15 protein-coding genes and 1 pseudogene are annotated in these 20,263 nt (G+C 68.0%); 9 read left to right on the forward strand and 7 right to left on the reverse strand.

Annotated features, from left to right (window positions below; genetic code table 11):
- Positions 1–14 precede the first annotated feature (14 nt).
- Positions 15–1,868, reverse strand: coding sequence for a translation elongation factor 4 (lepA, locus tag AC5RVD_RS12660; protein WP_494127088.1), 1,854 nt, complete (start codon positions 1,866–1,868; stop codon positions 15–17).
- Between the two features lie 235 nt (positions 1,869–2,103).
- On the opposite strand from lepA, the gene AC5RVD_RS12665 reads away from it, so the two are divergent.
- From AC5RVD_RS12665 to AC5RVD_RS12675, 3 genes are all read left to right on the forward strand, one after another.
- A complete protein-coding gene (locus tag AC5RVD_RS12665; RefSeq protein ID WP_494127089.1) occupies positions 2,104–2,682 on the forward strand; it encodes a type II toxin-antitoxin system PemK/MazF family toxin in 579 nt (192 codons plus the stop codon).
- 229 nt (positions 2,683–2,911) lie between these two features.
- Positions 2,912–3,172: a 30S ribosomal protein S20 gene (gene rpsT, locus AC5RVD_RS12670; protein WP_493978395.1), complete on the forward strand. Its 261-nt coding sequence runs from the start codon at positions 2,912–2,914 to the stop codon at positions 3,170–3,172.
- Between the two features lie 265 nt (positions 3,173–3,437).
- The gene (locus AC5RVD_RS12675) at positions 3,438–3,944 is read left to right on the forward strand and encodes a DUF2231 domain-containing protein (protein ID WP_494127090.1); all 507 of its coding nucleotides are present in this window, start codon (positions 3,438–3,440) and stop codon (positions 3,942–3,944) included.
- A gap of 67 nt (positions 3,945–4,011) precedes the next feature.
- Here AC5RVD_RS12675 and holA read toward each other — a convergent pair whose 3' ends face one another.
- The 3 genes from holA to AC5RVD_RS12690 form a co-directional block, all read right to left on the reverse strand.
- On the reverse strand, positions 4,012–5,019 hold the full coding sequence (holA, locus tag AC5RVD_RS12680) for a DNA polymerase III subunit delta (RefSeq protein ID WP_494127091.1): 1,008 nt from the start codon (positions 5,017–5,019) through the stop codon (positions 4,012–4,014).
- Between the two features lie 123 nt (positions 5,020–5,142).
- Positions 5,143–7,332: a ComEC/Rec2 family competence protein gene (locus AC5RVD_RS12685; RefSeq protein WP_494127092.1), complete on the reverse strand. Its 2,190-nt coding sequence runs from the start codon at positions 7,330–7,332 to the stop codon at positions 5,143–5,145.
- Between the two features lie 572 nt (positions 7,333–7,904).
- Entirely contained in the window at positions 7,905–8,717 is an 813-nt protein-coding gene (locus AC5RVD_RS12690; protein WP_494127093.1) for a ComEA family DNA-binding protein, read from the reverse strand.
- A gap of 213 nt (positions 8,718–8,930) precedes the next feature.
- On the opposite strand from AC5RVD_RS12690, the gene AC5RVD_RS12695 reads away from it, so the two are divergent.
- The 3 genes from AC5RVD_RS12695 to AC5RVD_RS12705 all read left to right on the forward strand — a co-directional run bounded on the left by AC5RVD_RS12695 (position 8,931) and on the right by AC5RVD_RS12705 (position 11,136).
- Positions 8,931–9,521, forward strand: coding sequence for a hypothetical protein (locus AC5RVD_RS12695; protein WP_494127094.1), 591 nt, complete (start codon positions 8,931–8,933; stop codon positions 9,519–9,521).
- A 207-nt stretch (positions 9,522–9,728) separates the two neighbouring features.
- The gene (locus AC5RVD_RS12700) at positions 9,729–10,295 is read left to right on the forward strand and encodes a phosphoribosyltransferase family protein (RefSeq protein WP_494127095.1); all 567 of its coding nucleotides are present in this window, start codon (positions 9,729–9,731) and stop codon (positions 10,293–10,295) included.
- 130 nt (positions 10,296–10,425) lie between these two features.
- Positions 10,426–11,136: a hypothetical protein gene (locus AC5RVD_RS12705; protein ID WP_494127096.1), complete on the forward strand. Its 711-nt coding sequence runs from the start codon at positions 10,426–10,428 to the stop codon at positions 11,134–11,136.
- A gap of 578 nt (positions 11,137–11,714) precedes the next feature.
- On the opposite strand, the gene AC5RVD_RS12710 is transcribed toward AC5RVD_RS12705, so the two are convergent.
- From AC5RVD_RS12710 to glpK, 3 genes are all read right to left on the reverse strand, one after another.
- On the reverse strand, positions 11,715–12,665 hold the full coding sequence (locus AC5RVD_RS12710) for a DegV family protein (RefSeq protein ID WP_494111218.1): 951 nt from the start codon (positions 12,663–12,665) through the stop codon (positions 11,715–11,717).
- 17 nt (positions 12,666–12,682) lie between these two features.
- Positions 12,683–15,172 carry a leucine--tRNA ligase gene (leuS, locus tag AC5RVD_RS12715; protein ID WP_494127097.1) on the reverse strand — a complete coding sequence of 830 codons (2,490 nt, stop codon included), beginning with the start codon at positions 15,170–15,172 and terminating at the stop codon, positions 12,683–12,685.
- 164 nt (positions 15,173–15,336) lie between these two features.
- The gene (glpK, locus tag AC5RVD_RS12720) at positions 15,337–16,851 is read right to left on the reverse strand and encodes a glycerol kinase GlpK (RefSeq protein ID WP_494127098.1); all 1,515 of its coding nucleotides are present in this window, start codon (positions 16,849–16,851) and stop codon (positions 15,337–15,339) included.
- 281 nt (positions 16,852–17,132) lie between these two features.
- Here glpK and AC5RVD_RS12725 point away from each other — a divergent pair, with 281 nt between their 5' ends.
- From AC5RVD_RS12725 to AC5RVD_RS12735, 3 genes and pseudogenes are all read left to right on the forward strand, one after another.
- Positions 17,133–18,011, forward strand: coding sequence for an alpha/beta fold hydrolase (locus AC5RVD_RS12725; protein WP_494111221.1), 879 nt, complete (start codon positions 17,133–17,135; stop codon positions 18,009–18,011).
- Entirely contained in the window at positions 18,008–19,093 is a 1,086-nt protein-coding gene (locus AC5RVD_RS12730) for a glycosyltransferase family 4 protein (RefSeq protein ID WP_494127099.1), read from the forward strand. The genes AC5RVD_RS12725 and AC5RVD_RS12730 overlap by 4 nt, the downstream gene beginning before the upstream one ends.
- Positions 19,094–19,797: 704 nt before the next feature.
- A pseudogene (locus tag AC5RVD_RS12735) lies at positions 19,798–20,263 on the forward strand (HNH endonuclease); the annotation flags it as partial.

Below are 20,263 nucleotides of genomic sequence, written 5' to 3' on the forward strand. Positions count from 1 at the left end.
CACGCACTGCCGAACTACTTCTTTGCCTTGTCCTTGGAGTCATCCGACGACAGCGCGGCGATGAAGGCCTCCTGCGGGACCTCCACGCGGCCGACCATCTTCATCCTCTTCTTGCCTTCCTTCTGCTTCTCCAGCAGCTTGCGCTTGCGGGAGATATCGCCGCCGTAGCACTTGGCGAGCACGTCCTTGCGGATGGCGCGGATGTTTTCGCGCGCGATGATGCGGGATCCGATGGCGGCCTGGATGGGAACTTCGAACTGCTGGCGCGGGATGAGTTCGCGCAGCTTGGAGGTCATCATCACGCCGTAGCTGTAGGCCTTCTCGCGGTGCGTGATGGCGCTGAACGCGTCAACCTGTTCGCCCTGCAGCAAGATGTCCACCTTGACCAGGTCGGCCACCTGCTCGCCGTCGGCCTTCCAGTCCAGCGAGGCATAGCCGCGGGTGCGCGACTTGAGGTTGTCGAAGAAATCGAAAACGATCTCGGCCAGCGGCAGCCGGTAGCGCAGCTCCACGCGGTCCTCGGAGAGGTAGTCCATCCCCTTCATCTCCCCGCGGCGGGACTGGCAGAGCTCCATGATGGTGCCGACGAACTCGTTGGGCGCGAGGATGGTCGCCGAAACCATCGGCTCGCGGACCTCGGAGACCTTTCCGTCCGGGTATTCGCTCGGGTTGGTTACCGTCGCGACGCTCTTGTCCTCCAGCGTGACTTCGTAGACCACGTTCGGCGCCGTGGAGATCAGGTCCAGCCCGAACTCGGCCTCGAGCCGTTCGCGGGTGATTTCCAGGTGCAGCAGGCCGAGGAAGCCGACGCGGAAGCCGAAGCCGAGGGCAGCGGAGGTCTCCGGCTCGTAGATCAGTGCCGCGTCGTTGAGCTTGAGCTTGTCCAGCGCGTCGCGCAGTACCGGGTAGTCCGTGCCGTCGATCGGGTAGAGCCCGGAAAAGACCATGGGCTTGGGGTCTGCGTAGCCGCCCAGGGACTCGGCCGCCGGCTTGGCCAGGTTGGTGACGGTGTCGCCCACCTTGGATTGGCGGACGTCCTTGACGCCGGTGATCAGGTAGCCGACCTCCCCGACGCCCAGGCCGTTGGACGGGGTGGGCTCGGGCGAGCTGACTCCGATTTCGAGCAGTTCGTGGCTGGCCCGGGTGGACATCATCTGGATGCGTTCGCGCGGCGAGAGCTTTCCGTCGACCACCCGGACATAGGTGACCACACCGCGGTAGGTGTCGTAGACCGAGTCGAAGATCATGGCGCGGGCGGGTGCGTCCGCGTCGCCCGTGGGGGCCGGCAGGTCGCGCACGATCTTGTCCAGCAGCGCTTCGACGCCGACGCCGGTCTTGCCGGAGACCTTGAGCACGTCTTCGGGATCGCCGCCGATCAGGTTGGCCAGCTCGGCGGCATACTTTTCCGGCTGCGCGGCCGGCAGGTCGATCTTGTTCAGCACAGGGATGATGGTGAGGTCGTTCTCCATCGCCAGGTAGAGGTTGGCCAGCGTCTGGGCCTCGATGCCCTGGGCCGCGTCCACCAGCAGGACCGCGCCTTCGCAGGCTGCCAGGGACCGCGAAACTTCATAGGTGAAGTCCACGTGGCCGGGGGTGTCGATCATGTTCAGGGCGTAGCTGACGTCGTCCAGCTCCCAGGGCATGCGCACGGCCTGGGACTTGATGGTGATGCCGCGTTCCCGCTCGATGTCCATCCGGTCCAGGTACTGGGCCTTCATATCGCGCGGCTGGACCACGCCGGTGAGCTGGAGCATCCGGTCGGCAAGAGTGGACTTGCCGTGGTCGATGTGGGCGATGATGCAAAAGTTCCTGATGATCGCCGGATCGGTGGCGGCAGGCACCGGCGCGGTGCGGGCCATCGGTGACACAGATGGTTCCTTACTCTCAGACAAGCGGGATACGGCAATGCGGCCGGTACGACCAGCACGCTGATTTTGCTCAACTATAGTGTCCCACGCCGGCCCGGGATCCGCGCACCCGCACCGCACCCGTACCTGCCGAGTTCGCACGCGCCGAGAATCGCGAACCTGCCGATATCGCGCACGTGCCGAATCGACAGACAGCCAAGATCGCGCACGTGCCGCCGTTCAGTAGCCTAGGTCCATGGCTTTTTCCCAGCGGGGTCTCAACCGTCTCCTTCGCTCCGCCGTCCGGGCGTTCCAGGGCCTGTCCGGTTCCGGACGCTCCGAAGGTTCCACGCGGCGGCGCGGCCCGGTGGCCGGCAGGCAGGGGCAAGCTCCCGGAGGTGCCGCCGGCCGCCGGGGCACGGAAGCCGGTGCGGGCTCGCCGTATCCGGGCGACTACCGAGGCACCGGGACCATCAGCTACTCCCCCGAAGCCGACGGCGCGCCGGATCCGGGCGAGATCGTCTGGACGTGGGTGCCCTACGAAGAGGACTACAAGCGGGGCAAGGACCGGCCTGTCCTGGTCATCGGCTACCACCGCGGCCGTTTGCTGGCGCTCATGTTGACCACGCGGGACCGGAACAACGACGGCCGGCGCGACGGCGCCTACCTGGACCTGGGCTCGGGTGCCTGGGACGTCCGGGGCCGCCCGAGCGAAGTCAAGCTCGACCGTGTGCTGCAACTGGAGCCGGATCGGGTCCGGCGCGAAGGAGCGGTGCTGCCGCGGGCCTCGTTCGACGAGGTTGCCCGGGCCATGCGGCGCCGCGGCTGGAGCTGATCGGAGGGTCGCGGGCCGCTGCGACCTGAGCCGCGGCCAGGGAGCGGCGTGTCGGCGCCACGCAGATCCGCCGTCCGGAGCACGGATCTGCTAACATTTATAGCTGTGTGTCCGCGCAGGTCGACGGGCACCTCGGGCCGGTTGCCATTACGGTACCCCACGCCGCTCAGTCAATGACCGGACCGACTGCCCTCAAAAGACCAAGTTCCTCAACAAAGAGAGTTATTTCGTGGCCAATATCAAGTCCCAGAAGAAGCGCATCCTCACCAACGAGAAGGCACGCCAGCGCAACATCTCGGTTCGATCCGAGCTGAAGACCGCCATCCGCGCCGTGACCGGTGCCGTCCAGTCCGCTGACCAGGACGCCGCCGCCACCGCCCTGGTTGCCGCGAGCCGGAAGCTGGACAAGGCCGTCAGCAAGGGTGTCATCCACAAGAACAACGCCGCGAACCACAAGTCTTCGCTGGCCAAGAAGGTTAACGCGCTCTAGGCAGCGCGTTCCGGCCGGCAGGCCGAACCAAGCCAAGGCCGGAGGCCGCCACCCGTTCGGGGAGGCGGCCTCCGGCTTTTTTGTGTCTGCTGCAGACTGCGGCCTGCCCGGAGGGTACCTTTGGTTGTGTCCCGCTGGGGTGGTTGTGTCCCGCTGGGGTGGTTGTGTCCCGCGGGTCGCTGGGGGCCAGCGGGCCGGTAGCTTGGGGCGGGATGGGGCGGGGGAAATGAACGGCGCGAATGCATACTTGCGTTTAGTCGACCGGATGGGGCGTTCACCGGCCTTGGACGGAGCCGTCAAGGTGCTGGGCGGGCTGGGCGCTCCCCTGGTCGGGAAGCCCGCTCTCAGGCGGTTCTTCACTGGGGTGGACACAGCCATCCCGCCGCATGCGATCCTGACCGACGCGCCGTTCGGTGCCTGGTTCATGGCCGTGTTCCTCGACTTGTTTGACGACGACGGCGGAGAACGCGGGGCTGCCCGCCGCTTGGTCGGTTTGGGCGTGCTGGCCGCCGTACCCACCGCAGTGGCCGGCCTGGCCGAGTGGACCACGGCGGACCCGGCCACGCGGCGCATCGGCGTCTTGCATTCATCCGCGACCACGGCAGCCACGCTGGTGTTCGCCGGCTCGTGGCTGGCCCGCCGGAGGGGCCGCCATGGGCTGGGGATCGGCCTGGCCCGGGCCGGCTCAGCGGTTGCGATTACCGGGGGTTTCCTCGGCGGCTACATGGGCAGCCGGGTCCGGGGTCGCGGCGGAAGAGCCAGCGGCGCCTGAGGCCGGGAACCCTGCGGGTCCGGCCGTCGAATGCAGGGCGGAGAGTTCCCGCCGTCGGCGCCGGCGTTCAGCGGTGCGCGCTGGTGGCGATCAAGGTGACGGCCCGCTCCACGGCGTATTCCGGGTCCCGGCCCTCGCCTTTGACTTGGGCGTCGGTCTCGGCCAAGACCTGGATGCAGCGGGCCAGGGCATCTGATTCCCACAGCCGCGCGTCCCTGCGGGCCTGGTCGAACTGCCACGGCGCCATGCCCAGGTCGCGTGCATTCGCGGACGCGCTCTTGACCTTGGCAATCTGGCGCAGCTTCATGGCCAGCACGGCAACGATCGGCACGGGATCCACGCCCGTGGCCAGGGCGTGCCTGAGGGACGACAGCGCGACGGCGCCGCGGCCGGAAACGGCCGCATCCGCGACTTTGAACCCGGTGGCCTCGACCCGGCCGCCGTAGTACTTCTCGACCGTCTCTTCGGTGACTGCGCTGTCGGCGTCGGAAATCAACTGGGAGCAGGCGGCGGCCAGGTCCGGGAGCGACGAGCCGACGGCGGCAACCAGGGCCTGGGCCGCGGCGGGTTCGATGGCCCGGCGGGCCGACTTAAACTCCTGCCTGACGAAGTCCAGTTTTTCGGAGTCCTTTTTCATGGCCTGGCAGTCGACCACGGGTGCCCCGGAAGCCTTGACCGCGTCTAGCAGTTTCTTGCCGCGGGTACCGCCCCCGTGGTGCAGGACGAGCCAGACGTCCTCGGCCGGTGCCGCCACATAGGCCAGCATGTCCGTGAGGAACTCGTCGGTCATCTGCGCCAGGGACGACGCCTCAATGAGTTTGGCTTCTCCAAAGAGGCTGGGACTGGCCAGCATCGTGAGCTCGCCGGTGGTGTAGGCGGAGGCATCGAGCTGGACCAGCTCGAGGTCGGGTTGCCGGCCACGCAGGAGGCCCCGGATGCGTTCCTTGGCCCGGTGGGCCAAGTACTCTTCCGGACCGCTGACGAGCACGACGGCGGCCGGCTCGACGTCTCGCCAGGAGACGGTGACGGCGCTCTTCTTCACGGCCGAAGAGCGGGATCCGGGTGGCGGGTTCACGGCAGGTTCCTCCTAGTTCAGGTCAAGAGTTTCACGATCCGGCCCTTTTGCCCAAAGCAGTTGCCCGCTGCCGCCTGGCTCAGGCCCCCTGCTACCCGGCTGGCTCAGGTCACGACTACCCGGCTAGCTGTTGGTGCGGACGGACAATTCCCGGTCGCCGACGTCCACGAGGACCGTTCCCAGCTCGTCCGTTCTGAGGACGTGCACGCCGGCCGCTTGGAGCGCCGCCAGGATTTCGTCCGCCGGATGGCCATATTCATTGCCGGCGCCCACGGAGATCAGGGCCGCCGCCGGCCGCAGCCCGGTGATGAGTGCGGTTCCCCCGTTCCGCGCGCCGTGATGGCTGACCTTGAGCACGTCGACCGCGAAGTCCGGGCCCAACCGGCGCATCAGGGCCGGCAATTGCTCCTCCTCCAGGTCGCCGGTGAGCAGCATCCGCGACGATCCCCCGGCCGGGGAGGGCAGGGTGATGTCGACGACGAGGCTCGCGTCGTTTTCGGACAGGCCACCGCTGCCCTCCACCGGCCAGTGCACCGCCCAGCCAACTGCTCCCGACGAGCCGGACAGGCCCGCAAAGGCGCGCTCTGCCTGCAGCCCCCGGTCCTCAAGCGAGGCCCGCACGGAAGCAGGCGGTGCTGCCCCGGCGCTCGAGTACAGCACCCGCGCCGTCTCCCGTCCCGCCACGGCTCCGTCGAGTCCGCCATAGTGGTCCAGGTGCATGTGGGTCAGCACCAGCAGGTCGATCCGTTCCACGCCGAGTCCGTCAAGGCACCGGTCCATCGCCTCCGGGTCGGGTCCGGTATCCATCACAATCGCGCTGCCCTCGCCTGTCCGCACCACCACGCCATCACCCTGCCCGACATCGCAGGCCGCCACGTCCCACTCCCCCGCCGGCGCCCGCTGCAGCAGCACCCCGGCCAGCGCTCCTCCCGCGAGCCCGGGCAGGACCGTCCAGCAGGCCAGCTTGAGGAACGCCGCGCGCGTGCCGGAATCGAAGCCGCCACCCCGCAGCGCCGCCGCGCCGTCGTCGTCGGACCCAGGGCGCTGCTCCTGCGAAGCCCGTCGCCTGTCCGCGGCCCGCAGTCCCCAGAGGAGCGCCACGCCGGCGCCGGCCGCTCCAGCGGCGCCGAGCGGGCCACCTGCCCACGGCAGCGCGGCCATGGGCAGTGCGGAAAACCAACGGGCGACCCCTGCGATCCACAAGGTCATCCAGCCCGCGGCATGCAGCACCGCCGCGCCCGGTTCGGGGAACAGCGGCAGCAGTCCCGTCCCGATCATGCCGGCGACCGTGATGAACGGGACCAGCGGTCCCGCAGCCACATTGGCGGGGATCGAGTACAGGGCCAGTTCGGGCTGAAGCTGGACAATAACCGGGGCGCAGAAGACCTGCGCGGCCAGCGGCATGGCCACCGCATGGGCCAGCGGGACCGGCAGGAAACGCTGCAGCCATCGGGAACACACGGTCCCCAGCAGTACGAGGGAGAGGGTCGCCAGCACCGACAGCACGAAGCTGTAGCTGGCCGCCAGCCACGGATCCACGATCAGCAGCACCAGCACCGCCAAGGCCAGGAAGGCCAGCGAAGCCCTGCGCCGTCCGCTGAGCACCGCGACCACCCCCAGCGAGCCCATCACCGCCGCGCGCAGCACGCTGGGCTCCGGCCGGACCAGGAGCACGAATCCGGCCAGACCGGTCAGGCCCGCCACCGCTTTCGCCCACCGGGGCAGCCGGACCGCCGATCCGAGCAGGTAGATGAAGGCCAGCACGTACGAGACATTGGCGCCGCTGACCGTGAGAAGGTGCGTCAGCCCGGTACGCCGCATGGCCTCCTCGAGGTCCGCGCCCTGGTGTTCCTTGTCCCCCAGCACCATTCCGGGGAGGAGCCCGCGGGCGTCGGGGGGCAATCCGGCCAACGCCGCCACGAACTGGCCGCGCAGGCCCGAGATCCACGCATCCAGGGGTGGCGCCGAGCGCTCCGACGGGGCGGCGGATGCTATCAGCAGGGCATCGACGGCCTGGCCCGGGTCCGCCCGGACGAGCTTGCCGGAGGTCCGCAGCCGCTCGCCGAACCGCACGTGGGACCACTCCGGCCCGCCGAGGACCAGCACCGGGGTGTCGGCCTCGAACCGCACGCGGTCGGCGGTGGCCTCGATGATGGTGGCCGTCAGGTGGAAACGCGGGCCGCTGCCAAACTGCCGCGGTGCCTTGACTTCCGCTGCGTCACCGGTCACCACCAGGCGGGCCGTGATGGTCTGCTCACCCGTGATGGCCGGCCCGATCGGGCCCGCCACCCGCTCCGCCTGTTGCAGGCCCACCGTCAGTGCCAGCAGCCCCGTGCAACTGCACAGCACAACGACGACGGCGATGCCTCCCGCACCGCGGGCGCCGCGCCGCGGCCGGGCGCGAGGTTGGGTCGGGATCCCCTGCTGCCGGGCCCACGCACGATGCCGGCTTCCCTGCCGTGGGGCACATGGCTGAGGCGGGTTTCCCCGGGGCCGGGCCCGGTGGAGGCGTGCCGGCAACCCCTTTGGCCGAGGCAGCAGCCGGACCTGCCGCGCCGGCAACAGCAAACGGGCGGCCGCTGCAGCGGCGGTTCCCAACAGCAGGCCCGCGGACAGCAGGGCCACCCCCGGCGGCGCGTGCGGGAACACGAGGGCACACGCCCAGCACGCGGCCGCCGCCAGCCCCAACCGAAGATCCAGGCGCCGGCTCTCGGCCTCTGCCGCAGCGGCCTCAGCCGCCGCGGGATCGGGTTTGATGTGGCGCAGTAACCGCCGGCCCAGATCGCTGCGCAGTCTGGGCGGCTGCCGCCCCTCATCCTGGTCCGGCGTCGCGTCAATTGGACGTCGGGCCGCTTCCGCGTACCGCTGCCAGCGCGGCGGCCGGCTCATACCGACACCAGCTCCACCAGCGCCTCCAGCATGACCGGCCCGATGCCGGGCACCGCATCGAGATCCGACGGCTGCCCGTACGGGCCATGCTGCTCACGGAACTCGACAATCCGGGCGGCAAGCACGGGTCCAACACGGGGCAACTCGAGGAGCTCCTCGGCCGTCGCCGTATTGATGTTGATTTTGTCGGCCGGACCGCCCGTGGCCCCGCCCGCGCCGGCTTCCGCGCCGCCGCTGGGAGGGCCGTCGCTAGAGCCTCCGCCGGCTCCACCGCCGCCTTCCGAAGCGGCCTCCGGTTGCGGACCCGGCGCATCCGGTGTGGGCACGTAGACCTGCTGTCCATCGGTCAACGGCGCCGCCAGGTTCAGCGCCTCGAGCTGCGCCTTCTTCGTGGCACCCCCGGCCGCGTCAATGGCCTCGAACACCCTTGCGCCATCGGCCAGCCGCACGATTCCCGGCGAGGCAACAGCCCCGGCCACATGGACAATGATGCCGGGGCCGCCGCCTGCCGAATCATCCCCGGTCTCCGTACCGTCCCCGCCGGCAGTAGACGGAGCCGCTGTGGGCTTCCCCTCGGTTCCCTCGTCGAGAGCCCGGTCGACAGCCCGGGATGCCAGCGGAATGCTCTCCAGGATGGGAGCAGCCGAGCGACTCACATCAGCCGTGGCCAGCGAAACAAGTCCGTAGCCCAGGCACAGCCCCGCCACCACGAACGCTGCCCCGAGGGCTATGCGGAAGCGCGGAGTTCGCCTCGGCCGCGACGCAATACCGCCGCGGGCGGTTGCCGGAAGCCAGCGGTGTCGGCCCATGCGGCAAGATTAGGTCGGCGGCGCTGCTGCCCGGCCGGCCGGCAAGCACTCGTGGACAGCGGCTCCGGCGGCGCCGTCTGTGGAGGAGAGGAACGCTCAGCTCGAGGGTGGCTTCGGCGGCCCGACGACCACCACGACAACGCATGTCCTGACACCGCCGCCCGCCAGTCTTTGCTTCCCTCTTGTTTGACCGACGAGACAGGGACGTACCTCGTGACGCTTTTTGTCTGGTCGGCAGAGATCAGGAATCCGCATGGACAGATAATTGCCTTCGGCGATACTGAGTGCATGGGACATGACCGCCGCCGCCTGAGTGTCGAAGCTGCTACCTCCCACTCCACGGATTTTCCCTCGGGAAGAGAGAACCCGCTGGAGTTCCTGGGCTTTCTGGTTGATGGTCGGCCCCTGAAGGACTTGTTGAGAGTTCCAGAAGACGCGGCGCGGCCGGAACAGGAAACCACGGCACTGCGCGACGATTGGTCACCGAAGGCCGCAATGGAGTACTTGGACCGACTGCTGGGACAAATTCCCGGTGACTTCGACGACGGGCGTATTGCGCTCCTGCTCTGTCCGGTCTGCGGCGATCTATGGTGCGGCGCGGTAAGCATGGAACTGTCGCAGACGCCACAGACAATCACGTGGCAGAGTTTCGGCTGGCAGGCCGCTGACGATGAGCCTTGGATCTTCCCGGGCCAATCCTTTACCTTTGAGCGGACCGAATACGAAAAGCTTCTGCAAGATCTCCGGGAGCACTATGAAGAGCGAGCCGCCTCGCCTACGCCGCTCAGGGGTTTACGGCGCTAATTTGCGCCCCGCACGGACCGAAAATCGGGAGGCGGGAGATGAACGAGGATAACACCCAGGAATTTGTTCCGGAGACGCCAAGGGACCGCAGAGGCAGGCCAAGCAGCCGGGTTATGCTCAACGCTTTCTTAGTCCCAACTGGCGGCATGGTCCCGGTTAGGGCTCAGGGATGCATGCAAAAAGGTTTTGGAGATTAGGATTCAGCCCATGGCCGCGAAACCTAGAGAACTCCGACAGCGTATGGCGGAGATATTCGAGTGGAAAACGACCCGCTCAATCAACCAAAACTACTTCAACCTTTTTAGTTGGTGGCGGGAGCCAGAGGTTTTAGCCGGCATCGGCGAACTGCTCGCCGAACCTTTCCGCGCGGCCGCTCCCACCGTTGTCATTGGCCCGTCCGCCAGCGGGTACCTGACAGGGGCGCTGACTGCGTCGAATCTGGGCGTCGGGTTCTGTCCAGTGCCAAAAGACGCCGCCCCGACCTTCGACAGCGATCCCTGGGTCACAGTCACGAGCCCGCCCGACTATAAGGACCGCCACCTTGAGCTTGGGCTTCCCAAAGGCCTCATCAGATCCGGAGACCGCGTCCTTGCCGTGGACGATTTAATCGATACAGGCGGTCAGCTCTTGGCGCTCCAAAGTCTCATCCACGAAATCGGCGCTACGTGGGTTGGAGCATCGGTCCTTATCGACAACCTCAAAGAAAGCCAGCCCCGGCGCCAGTTGAACCTCAAGTCTGTCTTCCACGTCCGAGACTTCTACCGACGTACCTGACGCATCCGAAGGCACCCCCACTTACGTGTGATCAACCGGTGCGAATGCCTATACTCTGCCGTGATCGTCGGGCAGGCATGAGGGGCAGGTGCGGGCGGGCATCTACCGCCTGCTCTGCAATACTGCAGGCATGGAGACCCTGAGGGATCGGCGCGATTGGCTTGACGATGTGGCGGCTCCAGGCCGCCCCTGGGCCGTGGCCGCCGTGGCTGTCGCAGCAATCGGCATCCTGTTGCTCCTCCTTGGGCTGGGGACCCGGCCCGATGCTGAACTGTTGCCCGGGTATGCGATCGTTTACGCGGCGGTTGGGTTGTTCATCTACGGTCCTGGGATCAGGGATGCCACCTGGGGCCGAATCCTGGCATTCGTTCTGCCCGGTTTGTTGATGGTGGCACTGTGGGTGCTGGGCACCGGCTACTGGGGTGGGCTCTGGCTGCTGGGCCTGCCGGCCTGGGCCATTATCTGCCTGCGCTGGGACAGTTACAGCAGGACGCAGCGCGTGGCAAAGCTGGCACTGTTCGTGGTGCTTTTGGCCGCATCGTCGCTGTTCTTCGTCGTTTACGGGTTCTACCCGATTCTCGGTCCCGCTCTACTCGCCATGGTGCCGGGAGTACCGCTGGCACACTTCATCGCATCGCCTGTTTACAGGCAGCGGCCCCTGCGAGCCGCCGCCGAGTTCCTGCTGTCCTGCGCGGTCGTTGCCGTGGCGCTGACGCTGCCGGAGTTCGGATGGGCTTCGCCGCAGGGCTTCGCAGGCGCGGCGGTGCTGGCAGGGCTGTTGATGGCAGGGTGGGCCGGTCGACACTCGGTCGCAGTCAGGCCCGAGCCAAGGCACTCATGAAGCTGTTGTCGCTGAGCAACAGGTTCTCAAGACAGGTTGAGCATGAAGGGCCGCCGTCCTGTATGAATATTGCCGGATGGATAAACTTGTGAGACTCGGGAGGGCAAGTTGCTCTGGTCCCGGTTTCCTGAACTGAAGGATGAGCCATCAGGACCATCCGTCTCATCAAGCGCCAAGTCGTAGAGATGCCCCAGCCTGCAAAGGCTTTCTTCCTGTGCTCTCTGGGGCCCTTCCTTCTCTCCTTTGTTGTTGGGGTGCAAAAGAGTCCGGGATGGTTGGTGCTGCTGGTCGTCGGGGGCGTCGGACTCTCAATCTTCCTCTTTGGTCTCTGCATCTTTAGGGATGTCAATGGTGCGGCCACTGCTTGGTCCCGTATGCACAAGGAGAGCAAAGGAATACCGCAGGAAGGCTTCACTTTCGTCGATGTTCCGACGATAAGGTTCATGGGCTTACCCGGCGGACAGCGGGGTCAGGATCCATCGAAGGCCACTTGAAGCCCTCGCTGAGAATCTCGGAACCCAGTAAGGGGTGAAACCTTAGACCTCCCGCGCGGCGCGGTCTGTGCGGGAGAGGAACGCTCAGCCCAGAGGTGGCGTCGGCGGGCCGACGACCACCGCGACGACGCCCAGGCCCGTGTGGGCGGCCAGGACCGAGGGCACCGGGGTCAGCAGCACGTCGTCGCTCAGGTACTGCTGCAGGGTTTCCGCGATTGCCCGGCTCTCGGATTCGTTGCCGAAGTAGTGCACCGCAACCCGGGGTTCGTAGTCGAGTTCCTCGATCCGCCGCACCACCAGCTGCTGCAGCCGGGCCTGGGCACGCGCGGCGGTCCGCACCTTCTCCAGCGGCAGGATGGCACCGTCGCGGATGGCCAGCAACGGCTTGATCGCCAGCAGGGAGCCGAGCAGTCCGGAGGCGGCGGAAATCCGGCCGCCGCGGCGCAGCTGGTCCAGGCTGGGCACGTAGAAGAAGACGTCCGAACACACGGCGGCCGCCTTGGCGCGCTCCGTCACGGCCTGCCGGTCGAGCCCGCTTTGCGCTGCGATGACGGCGTCCATGACGGCGAATCCTTCACCCAGCGCGGCGCTGCGCGTGTCCACCACTTCCACCGGGATGCCGACGCCGTCGGCCGCCAGGCCTGCCGCTTCGATCGTGCCGGAGAGCTCGGCCGAGAGGTGGATGGAGACGATCGCATCGAAGCCCAGATCCTCGAGCTCCCGGTAGGTCCGCTCCAGAAGCCCCGGCGACGGGCGCGACGTCTTGATGTCGCGACCCTCGGCGAGACCGACCGCCAGGGCGGAAGCGACGTCGTCGACGCCTTCCCCGTATATCTGTCCGGAGATCATGACCGGCATCGGCACCACCCGCAGCCAGTCCGCGGTGTCCGGCTGGTTAACCCAGTCCACGGGCAGCGAAGCGGCCGAATCCGTGACGACGGCGACCCGGTGCCGCGGCGGCTGCCCCGGCCGGGCAGGCGCCTGCTGGTGCAGCAGCTGCTTGGACCGCTGTACGAGGTGCTCGAGCCAATTCATCGGGGCCAGGCCGCCGGTCAGGCCGGCACGATGTTGACCAGCTTCGGGGCGCGCACAATCACCTTGCGCACTCCGCGGCCGTCAAGCGTCCGGATGACCTGTGGCGAGGCCAAGGCGAGCTTCTCCAGCTCGTCCTCGTCGACATCGGCCGCCACCTCCAGCCGGTCGCGCACCTTGCCGGCTACCTGCACCACCGCGGTCACGGTGTCCTGCACCAGCAGGGACTGGTCCACAGCCGGCCAGGAAGCCTTGACCACGGATGGTTCGTGGCCCAGCTGGGCCCAGAGGTCCTCCGCGGTGTAGGGGGCAAACAGGCTCAGGATGACGGCCACTGCCTCGGTGGCCTCGCGGACGGCCGGGTCGGCGGCACCCGGACCGGCGTCGATGGCCTTGCGGGTGGCGTTAACCAGCTCCATCAGCCGGGCGATGACCACGTTGAACTTGCCGGCATCGAGCAGTTCCGCCGCGTCGGCGACTGTCCGGTGGGTGACCGAGCGCAGGGCGCGGTCGCCGTCGTCGTAGTCCGTGCCCGGAGCGGACGCGACGTCCTGTCCCAGCCGCCAGGCGCGGGCCAGGAACTTGGCGGAGCCGGAGGGCGAAACGTCGGCCCAGTCCACGTCGTCTTCGGGCGGCGAGGCAAAGATCATGGTCAGGCGGACGGCGTCCACGCCGAACTTGTCCAGCTGCTCGCCCAGATCCACGCCGTTGCCCAGCGACTTGCTCATCGCCTTGCCGCCGTTGAGCACCTGGCCCTGGTTCAGCAGCGCACGGAACGGCTCGTCGAAATCGATCAGGCCCATGTCCTTGAGCACCTTGGTGAAGAACCGGCTGTAGAGCAGGTGCAGGATGGCGTGCTCGACGCCGCCCACGTACTGGTCCACCGGCAGCCAGCGGGCCGCGGCCTCCTTCTCGAACGGGCCCTCGGTGTAGTCCGGGGAGGCGAAGCGCAGGTAGTACCAGGACGAATCCACAAAGGTGTCCATGGTGTCGGTGTCGCGCCGGGCGGCCTTGCCGCAGTTCGGGCAGTCGGTGTTGACCCAGTCCGCGGCGGAGGCCAGCGGCGAGGTGCCCTTGGGCGCCAAGGCTTCCCCGCGCAGGTCGTCGGGCAGCCGCACGGGCAGCTGGTCGTCGGGAACCGGGACCTCGCCGCATTCCTCGCAGTGGACGATCGGGATCGGTGCGCCCCAGAAGCGCTGGCGGGAGAGCAGCCAGTCGCGCAGCCGGAAGTTGACGGTCTTCTCGCCGGTGCCGGCCGCCTCCACCAATTCGATGGCGCGGGCGATGGCTTCGGTCTTGGACAGGCCGTCGAGCTCGCCGGAATTGATCAGGGTACCTTCGCCGCTGGTGGCGATCCCGGTTTCGGCCGGGTCTTCTTCCCCGGTGTCGACGACGGCGCGCACGGGCAGGTCGAATGCCTTCGCGAAGTCAAGGTCGCGCTGGTCGTGCGCCGGGACGGCCATGATGGCGCCGGTCCCGTAGTCGGCCAGCACATAGTCGGCGGCCCAGACCGGCAGCTTTTCGCCGTTGAGCGGGTTGATCGCGTAGCGGCCCAGGAACACGCCGGTCTTCTCGCGTTCGGTGGACTGGCGTTCGATGTCGGAGAGCGCCTTGATCTGCTCGCGGTAGGCCATCAGCGCATCGTGGTGTTCCGGGGCCACCAGGTCCAGCGCCAGGTGCGTGTCGGCGGCGACCACGAAGAAGGTCGCGCCGTTCAGGGTGTCCGGGCGAGTGGTGAAGACCGTGACGTCCTGCGCCGGGCGTCCGCCGGCTTCCTCCACCGTGAAGCGGACGTGCGCGCCCTCTGAGCGGCCGATCCAGTTGCGCTGCATTGCCAGCACCCGCTCCGGCCAGTGGCCCCTGAGCTCGTCCATGTCGTCCAGCAGGCGGTCGGCGTAATCGGTGATCTTGAAGTACCACTGGTTCAGGCTCTTCTTGGTCACGGGGGTGCCGCAGCGTTCACACGCCCCGTTGACGACCTGTTCGTTGGCCAGCACGGTCAGGTCCTTCGGGCACCAGTTGACCGGGGAGTTCTTCCGGTAGGCCAGGCCGCGCTCGTAGAACCGCAGGAACAGCCACTGGGTCCAGCGGTAGTACCCCGGGTCGGAGGTGTGCAGCCGGCGCGACCAGTCGGCGCTGATCGCGTAGCGCTTAAAGGACGCGGCCTGGGTGTCGATGTTGGCGTAGGTCCACTCGCTGGGGTGGGCGTTGCGCTGGATCGCGGCGTTCTCGGCCGGCAGGCCGAAGGAGTCCCAGCCGATCGGGTGCAGGACGTCGTAGCCCTTCAGCCGCCAGTAGCGCGCCACCACGTCGCCCATGGCGAACGCTTCGGCGTGGCCCATGTGCAGGTCGCCGGAGGGGTAGGGAAACATGTCCAGCACGTAACGGCGTTCGCGGGAACCGTCATCGGCGGGAGCGAAGACATCAAGTTCCTCCCACACGGCCGGCCATTTGGCCTCCATGGCGGAGAAACTGTACTCGTGCTGTTCCGTACCCGGCTGCGTACTCACTGTGCTTGCCTCGTCCTCTTGTCTGTACTGCGCACTGGCCTGACTCCCCTAGACACACAAAAGCCCCTCGGCATCGGAGGGGCGGGCCGCTGAAGCAGGGCCTGGGCCCCGCGGCAGCGGCTAGCTAAGGAGCAGTGCGAACATGGGACCACTTTACCGCACGTTCACAGGACATCGTCGTCGACCCAGTCGAAGGTCCGGGTGACAGCCTTCTTCCACAATCGCAGCCTGCGTTCCCGCTCTTCCGCCGGCATCTGCGGCTCCCAACACGCCTCCTGCACCCAGTTCCGGGCCAACTGGTCCGTGCCCTCCCAGAATCCGACGGCGAGGCCCGCCGCATACGCCGCGCCCAGGGCCGTGGTCTCGGTGACCCGCGGGCGCATCACGGGCACGCCCAGGATGTCCGCCTGGAACTGCATCAGCGCATCATTGGCGACCATCCCGCCGTCGACCTTTAAACCGGTCAGCGGCACGGCGGCGTCCGCGTTGACCGCGTCCAGGACTTCCCGGGTCTGGAAGGCCGTGGCCTCCAGCGCGGCGCGGGCGATGTGCGCCTTGGTCACAAACCGGGTCAGGCCCACCAGGGCGCCGCGGGCATCCTGCCGCCAGTACGGGGCGAACAGGCCCGAGAACGCGGGCACGAAGTAGCAGCCGCCGGTGTCCTCGACCGTGCCCGCCAGTTGCTCGGCCTCCTGCGCGGACGACACCAGGCCCAGGTTGTCGCGCAGCCACTGGATCAGCGACCCCGCGACGGCGATCGACCCCTCCAGCACGTAGTGCGGCGCCGCTTTGCCCAGCTGGTAGCCCACGGAGGTCAGCAGTCCGTGCGATGACCGGACGATCTCCTCGCCCGTGTTGACCAGCACGAAGCACCCTGTGCCGTACGTGTTCTTGGCCTCGCCGGGGTTGAATGCCGCCTGCCCGAACGCGGCCGCCTGCTGGTCGCCGAGGATGCCCGCCACCGGGACGTGCCGCAGCAGTTGGGAGCCGTGCACGGTCGCGTAGGGCTCGGACGATGAGCGGATCTCCGGCAGCATCGCGGCCGGCACGCCGAAGGCGTCCAGGATCTCCTGGTCCCACTGCAGCGTGCGCAGGTCCATGAACAGGGTGCGGGAGGCGTTGGTGACGTCGGTGGCGTGCGTGCCGCCGTCAGGCCCGCCGGTCAGGTTCCACAGCACCCAGCTGTCGGTGGTGCCGAACAGCAGTTCGCCGGCCTCGGCCCGTTCCCGCGCCCCGTCCACGTTGCGCAGGATCCAGGCCAGCTTGGTCCCGGCGAAGTAGGGCGCCAGCGGCAGGCCGGTCTGTTCGCGGAAGCGGTCCACGCCGCCGTCGGCCGCCAGTTCGTCGCAGATCTGCTGCGTGCGCACGTCCTGCCAGACGATCGCGTTGTACACCGGCCGGCCCGTGCTCTTCTCCCACACCACCGTCGTCTCGCGCTGGTTGGTGATGCCGACGGCGGCGATGTCGTGCCGGGTCAGGCTGGCCCGGGACAGTGCCGCGCCCACCACCTCGCGGGTGTTGTCCCAGATTTCCAGCGGGTCGTGTTCCACCCAGCCCGGCCGCGGGAAAATCTGCCGGTGCTCGCGCTGGCCGGTAGAGACGGGTGTGCCTTTGTGGTCGAAAATGATCGCGCGCGTGGAGGTGGTCCCCTGATCGATCGCCAGCACGAACTCCGCCATCTCAGCCCTCCACGCTCCGGTCCGGGCTTCAGTGCCCGGCTGCTGTTGAACCTAACCGGCGGCACAGTGCAGCGTCAATCGAGCGGCCGCTGCCGGCGACCTGCCGTGTGGCCCGCCCCGGTGCCGGACCTCGGTGCGGGCACCCGGTGCTGGCCCGCGGTTCGGTCCCCCGGTGCCGGCACCCGGTGCTGGACCCTGCCTGGGCAACATGGGCCGCGCTGCGCGGCAACGCGCCCGCGGGTCGGTAGAGTCGAAGGCATGAAATCAGGAGGGAGCCTGGCGTGACCGCCGTTGCCGACCGCGCGGTGCGCCGCGAAATTCTGCTCGACGGCGCCCGCGTGCGCTACTGGGAATATCCCGCCGACGACGACGGTGCGCCCACCCTGCTGGTCATCCACGGGTTCCGCGGGGATCACCACGGGTTGGAACTGGTGGTGGGACAGCTGCCCGGTTACCGGGTGATCGCCCCTGACCTGCCCGGCTTCGGCGAATCGGAGCCGCTGGCCGCCGGCACGCACGGAATCGAGGGCTACACCCGGTTTTTGCATGGCCTGGCCGGCGCACTGGAGCTGGGCCCGGACACCTGCGTCTTGGGACACTCCTTCGGGTCCATCGTGGTCAGCCACTATTTGGCGGCGCATCCGGGCAGTTTCCGGGCGGCCATCCTGGTCAACCCGATCAGCGAACCCGCGCTGCAGGGACCCAAAGCGATCCCCTCCCGGCTCGCCGGGTTCTACTACTTCGCCGGGGCAAAGCTGCCCGAGCGGTTGGGCCTCTGGCTACTGCGCAACCCCTTGATCGTCCGGGGCATGAGCATCATGATGGCGAAGACCCGCGACCCGCAGCTGCGCGCCTACATCCACGGGCAGCACGACGCCTACTTCAGCGCCTTCGCGAACCGGCGGGTGGTGCTGGAGGCCTTCCGGGCGTCCATCTCCGCCGATGTCGCCCAGGTCGCCGGCCTGCTTGACCTGCCGGTCCTCCTGATCGCCGGCGAACGGGACGACATCGGTTCCGTGGCCAGCCAGCGCAGGCTCGCGGCGATGATCCCGGACTCCCGGCTGGAAGTGATCCCCGCCGTTGGGCATTTGATCCATTACGAAACCCCGGCAGCGGCCGCCGCCTTCATCCGGGACTTCATCGACGGAATGAGTGCATGAAACTCCTGATTGACGCCCGGTTCACCCGCACCGACCAGCTGGACGGAATCAGCCGCTACGGCGCCAGCCTCATCGAAGCCACTTCCCGGCTGGCGGACGTGAGCATGCTGATCAGCGACGAGCGGCAGCTGCAGTTCCTGCCCGACGTGCCCTGGGTCAAGATCAACAGTCCGCTCTCCCCCGCCGAACTCTTCGTGGCGCGCCGCGTGAACAAGCTGGGCGCCGACGTCGTCGTCTGCCCGATGCAGACCATGGGCAGCTTCGGCCGCACGTACGGGCTCATCCTGACCCTGCATGACCTGATCTACTACTCGCACCCCAAGCCGCCGGGCTTCCTGCCCAAGCCGGTGCAGTGGCTCTGGCGGCTCTACCACAAGGCCTACTGGCCGCAGCGTCTCCTGCTAAACCGTGCGGACACGGTGGCCACCATCAGCCACACCACGCAGGCGCTGATGGAGCGGCACCGGCTCACCCGCAGGCCGATCCGGATCGTTTCCAACGCCGCCCAACAGCACGGAGCGCCGCGCAATCCGGCCGGCGGCCGCGACAAGACCCTGCTCTACATGGGCTCGTACATGCCGTACAAGAACGTGGAAACCATCATTGACGCCATGGCACTGCTGCCCGACTACGAGCTCCATCTGCTCAGCCCGGTGCGTCCGGACCGGCAGGCCGAACTCGGGGCCCGGGCCGTCGACCCTCGCCGGCTGGTCTTCCACAACGGGATTTCCGACGCCGGATATCAGCAACTGCTGCAACGGGCCACAGCGCTGGTCACCCTCTCCCGCGACGAGGGCTTCGGCCTGCCGCTGATCGAGGCCATGGCCGCCGGCACGCCGGTGATCGCCAGCGACATTCCTATCTTCCGTGAGGTCGGTGGCGGCGCCGTCACGCTGGTGGACCCGGATGAACCCGCCGACTTCGCGGCGGCCGTGGCAGCGCTGGACCAGCCCGGTGCCTTCCGCGCGGCGTCGGAGGCCAGCACCCGCCGAGCCGCGGCATACGACTGGAACGAGTCGGCCAAGCAACTGGTCGCCGCCGCCGAGGAAGTGTTGGAACGACGGCGGAGCCGGTCCCGGTAGTTGGTGGCCGGTAGTAGGTGGCTGCTGGCCGGGAGGATGGTTGAGCACGTTCCTGAAGCGCCCGCCCGGCCGCTCGACTCATTTCTTCTTCCCACGTCCTCGGAGCCGAATGTTCCATGCCTTTCAGTAAGGCTAGGAATTTGCCTTGCAGTAGTGCCAGGAGCTCGCCGACAGGACGGACAGACCTGCTAGATCCGCGTTGCTCCCACGGCGGCTTTGCAAGCTGGTGGAGCTGCTGAGGGTGGACGTCCACCTTGACGTGACCGCTTACGGTCAGGGCAACCCCGCGGTTTCCGTGCTGCTGGCACCGGCACCGAAAGCTGCATCCTCCGAAACTGTCAGTGGCGGCGCATAGTCTGTTTTCAGTAGCAGCTCAGCACCAACGTTGGCCGCCGGGTGTGGGTTTCCCGGTGGCGTCCGCGGATCCTTTCAGGGTTCGTGACCGCTCGTATTCGAGGCCATGCAGTACGCATGCTGAAGATAGAGACGCTGTGATGTTTGATCCGGCAGTATCCACACCTCCCGCGGTGGCAGCGGTTATCCCGGCGCCGCCTGCCGCATCATCGTCTGCCCCGCTACTGCCCGCGTCGCCCGCCACAGGACCGGCTGTCGCAGCACCGGCTGCCGGCAGCAGTTCGAGGCGGGACGCCGGGCCGGCCGCGGGTCCGGTCGGGTCTGCCGCCGTTCATGCCGCCGCCGTTGCCTTGGAGGGCATCGATCTGGACGCGCCGGACCCGGAACTGGTCGAAGAGCTCACGGCGCTGGAGGGCCTGAAGGCTGCCGCCGCGGCCGCGCAGGCCAAGGTACAGGTCGCGCTGGAGAAGTCCGTGCGTGCCCGCCGTGCCGCCGCCGGGATCCCCAAAGACCGGCAGGGCGCCGGGGTTTCCGCCCAGATCGGGTTGGCCCGCCGCGAGTCCCCGCACCGGGCCGCGGTCCTGCTGAACCTGTCCCGGACCCTGGTCGGGCAGATGCCGCACACCCTGGCCGCCCTGGCCGCGGGGCACCTGAACGAGTACCGGGCCGAGATCCTGGCCCAGGAAACCGTTTGCCTGAGCCCGCAGCACCGCGCCCGGGTGGACCGGGAACTGGCCGGGAACCGGGAGCGGCTGCACGGGCTCGGGAACAGGGCGCTGCGGGCCGAAGCCAAACGCCTCGCCTACCGGCTGGAAC

The sequence above is a fragment of the Arthrobacter sp. THG-b23 genome (assembly GCF_059091265.1).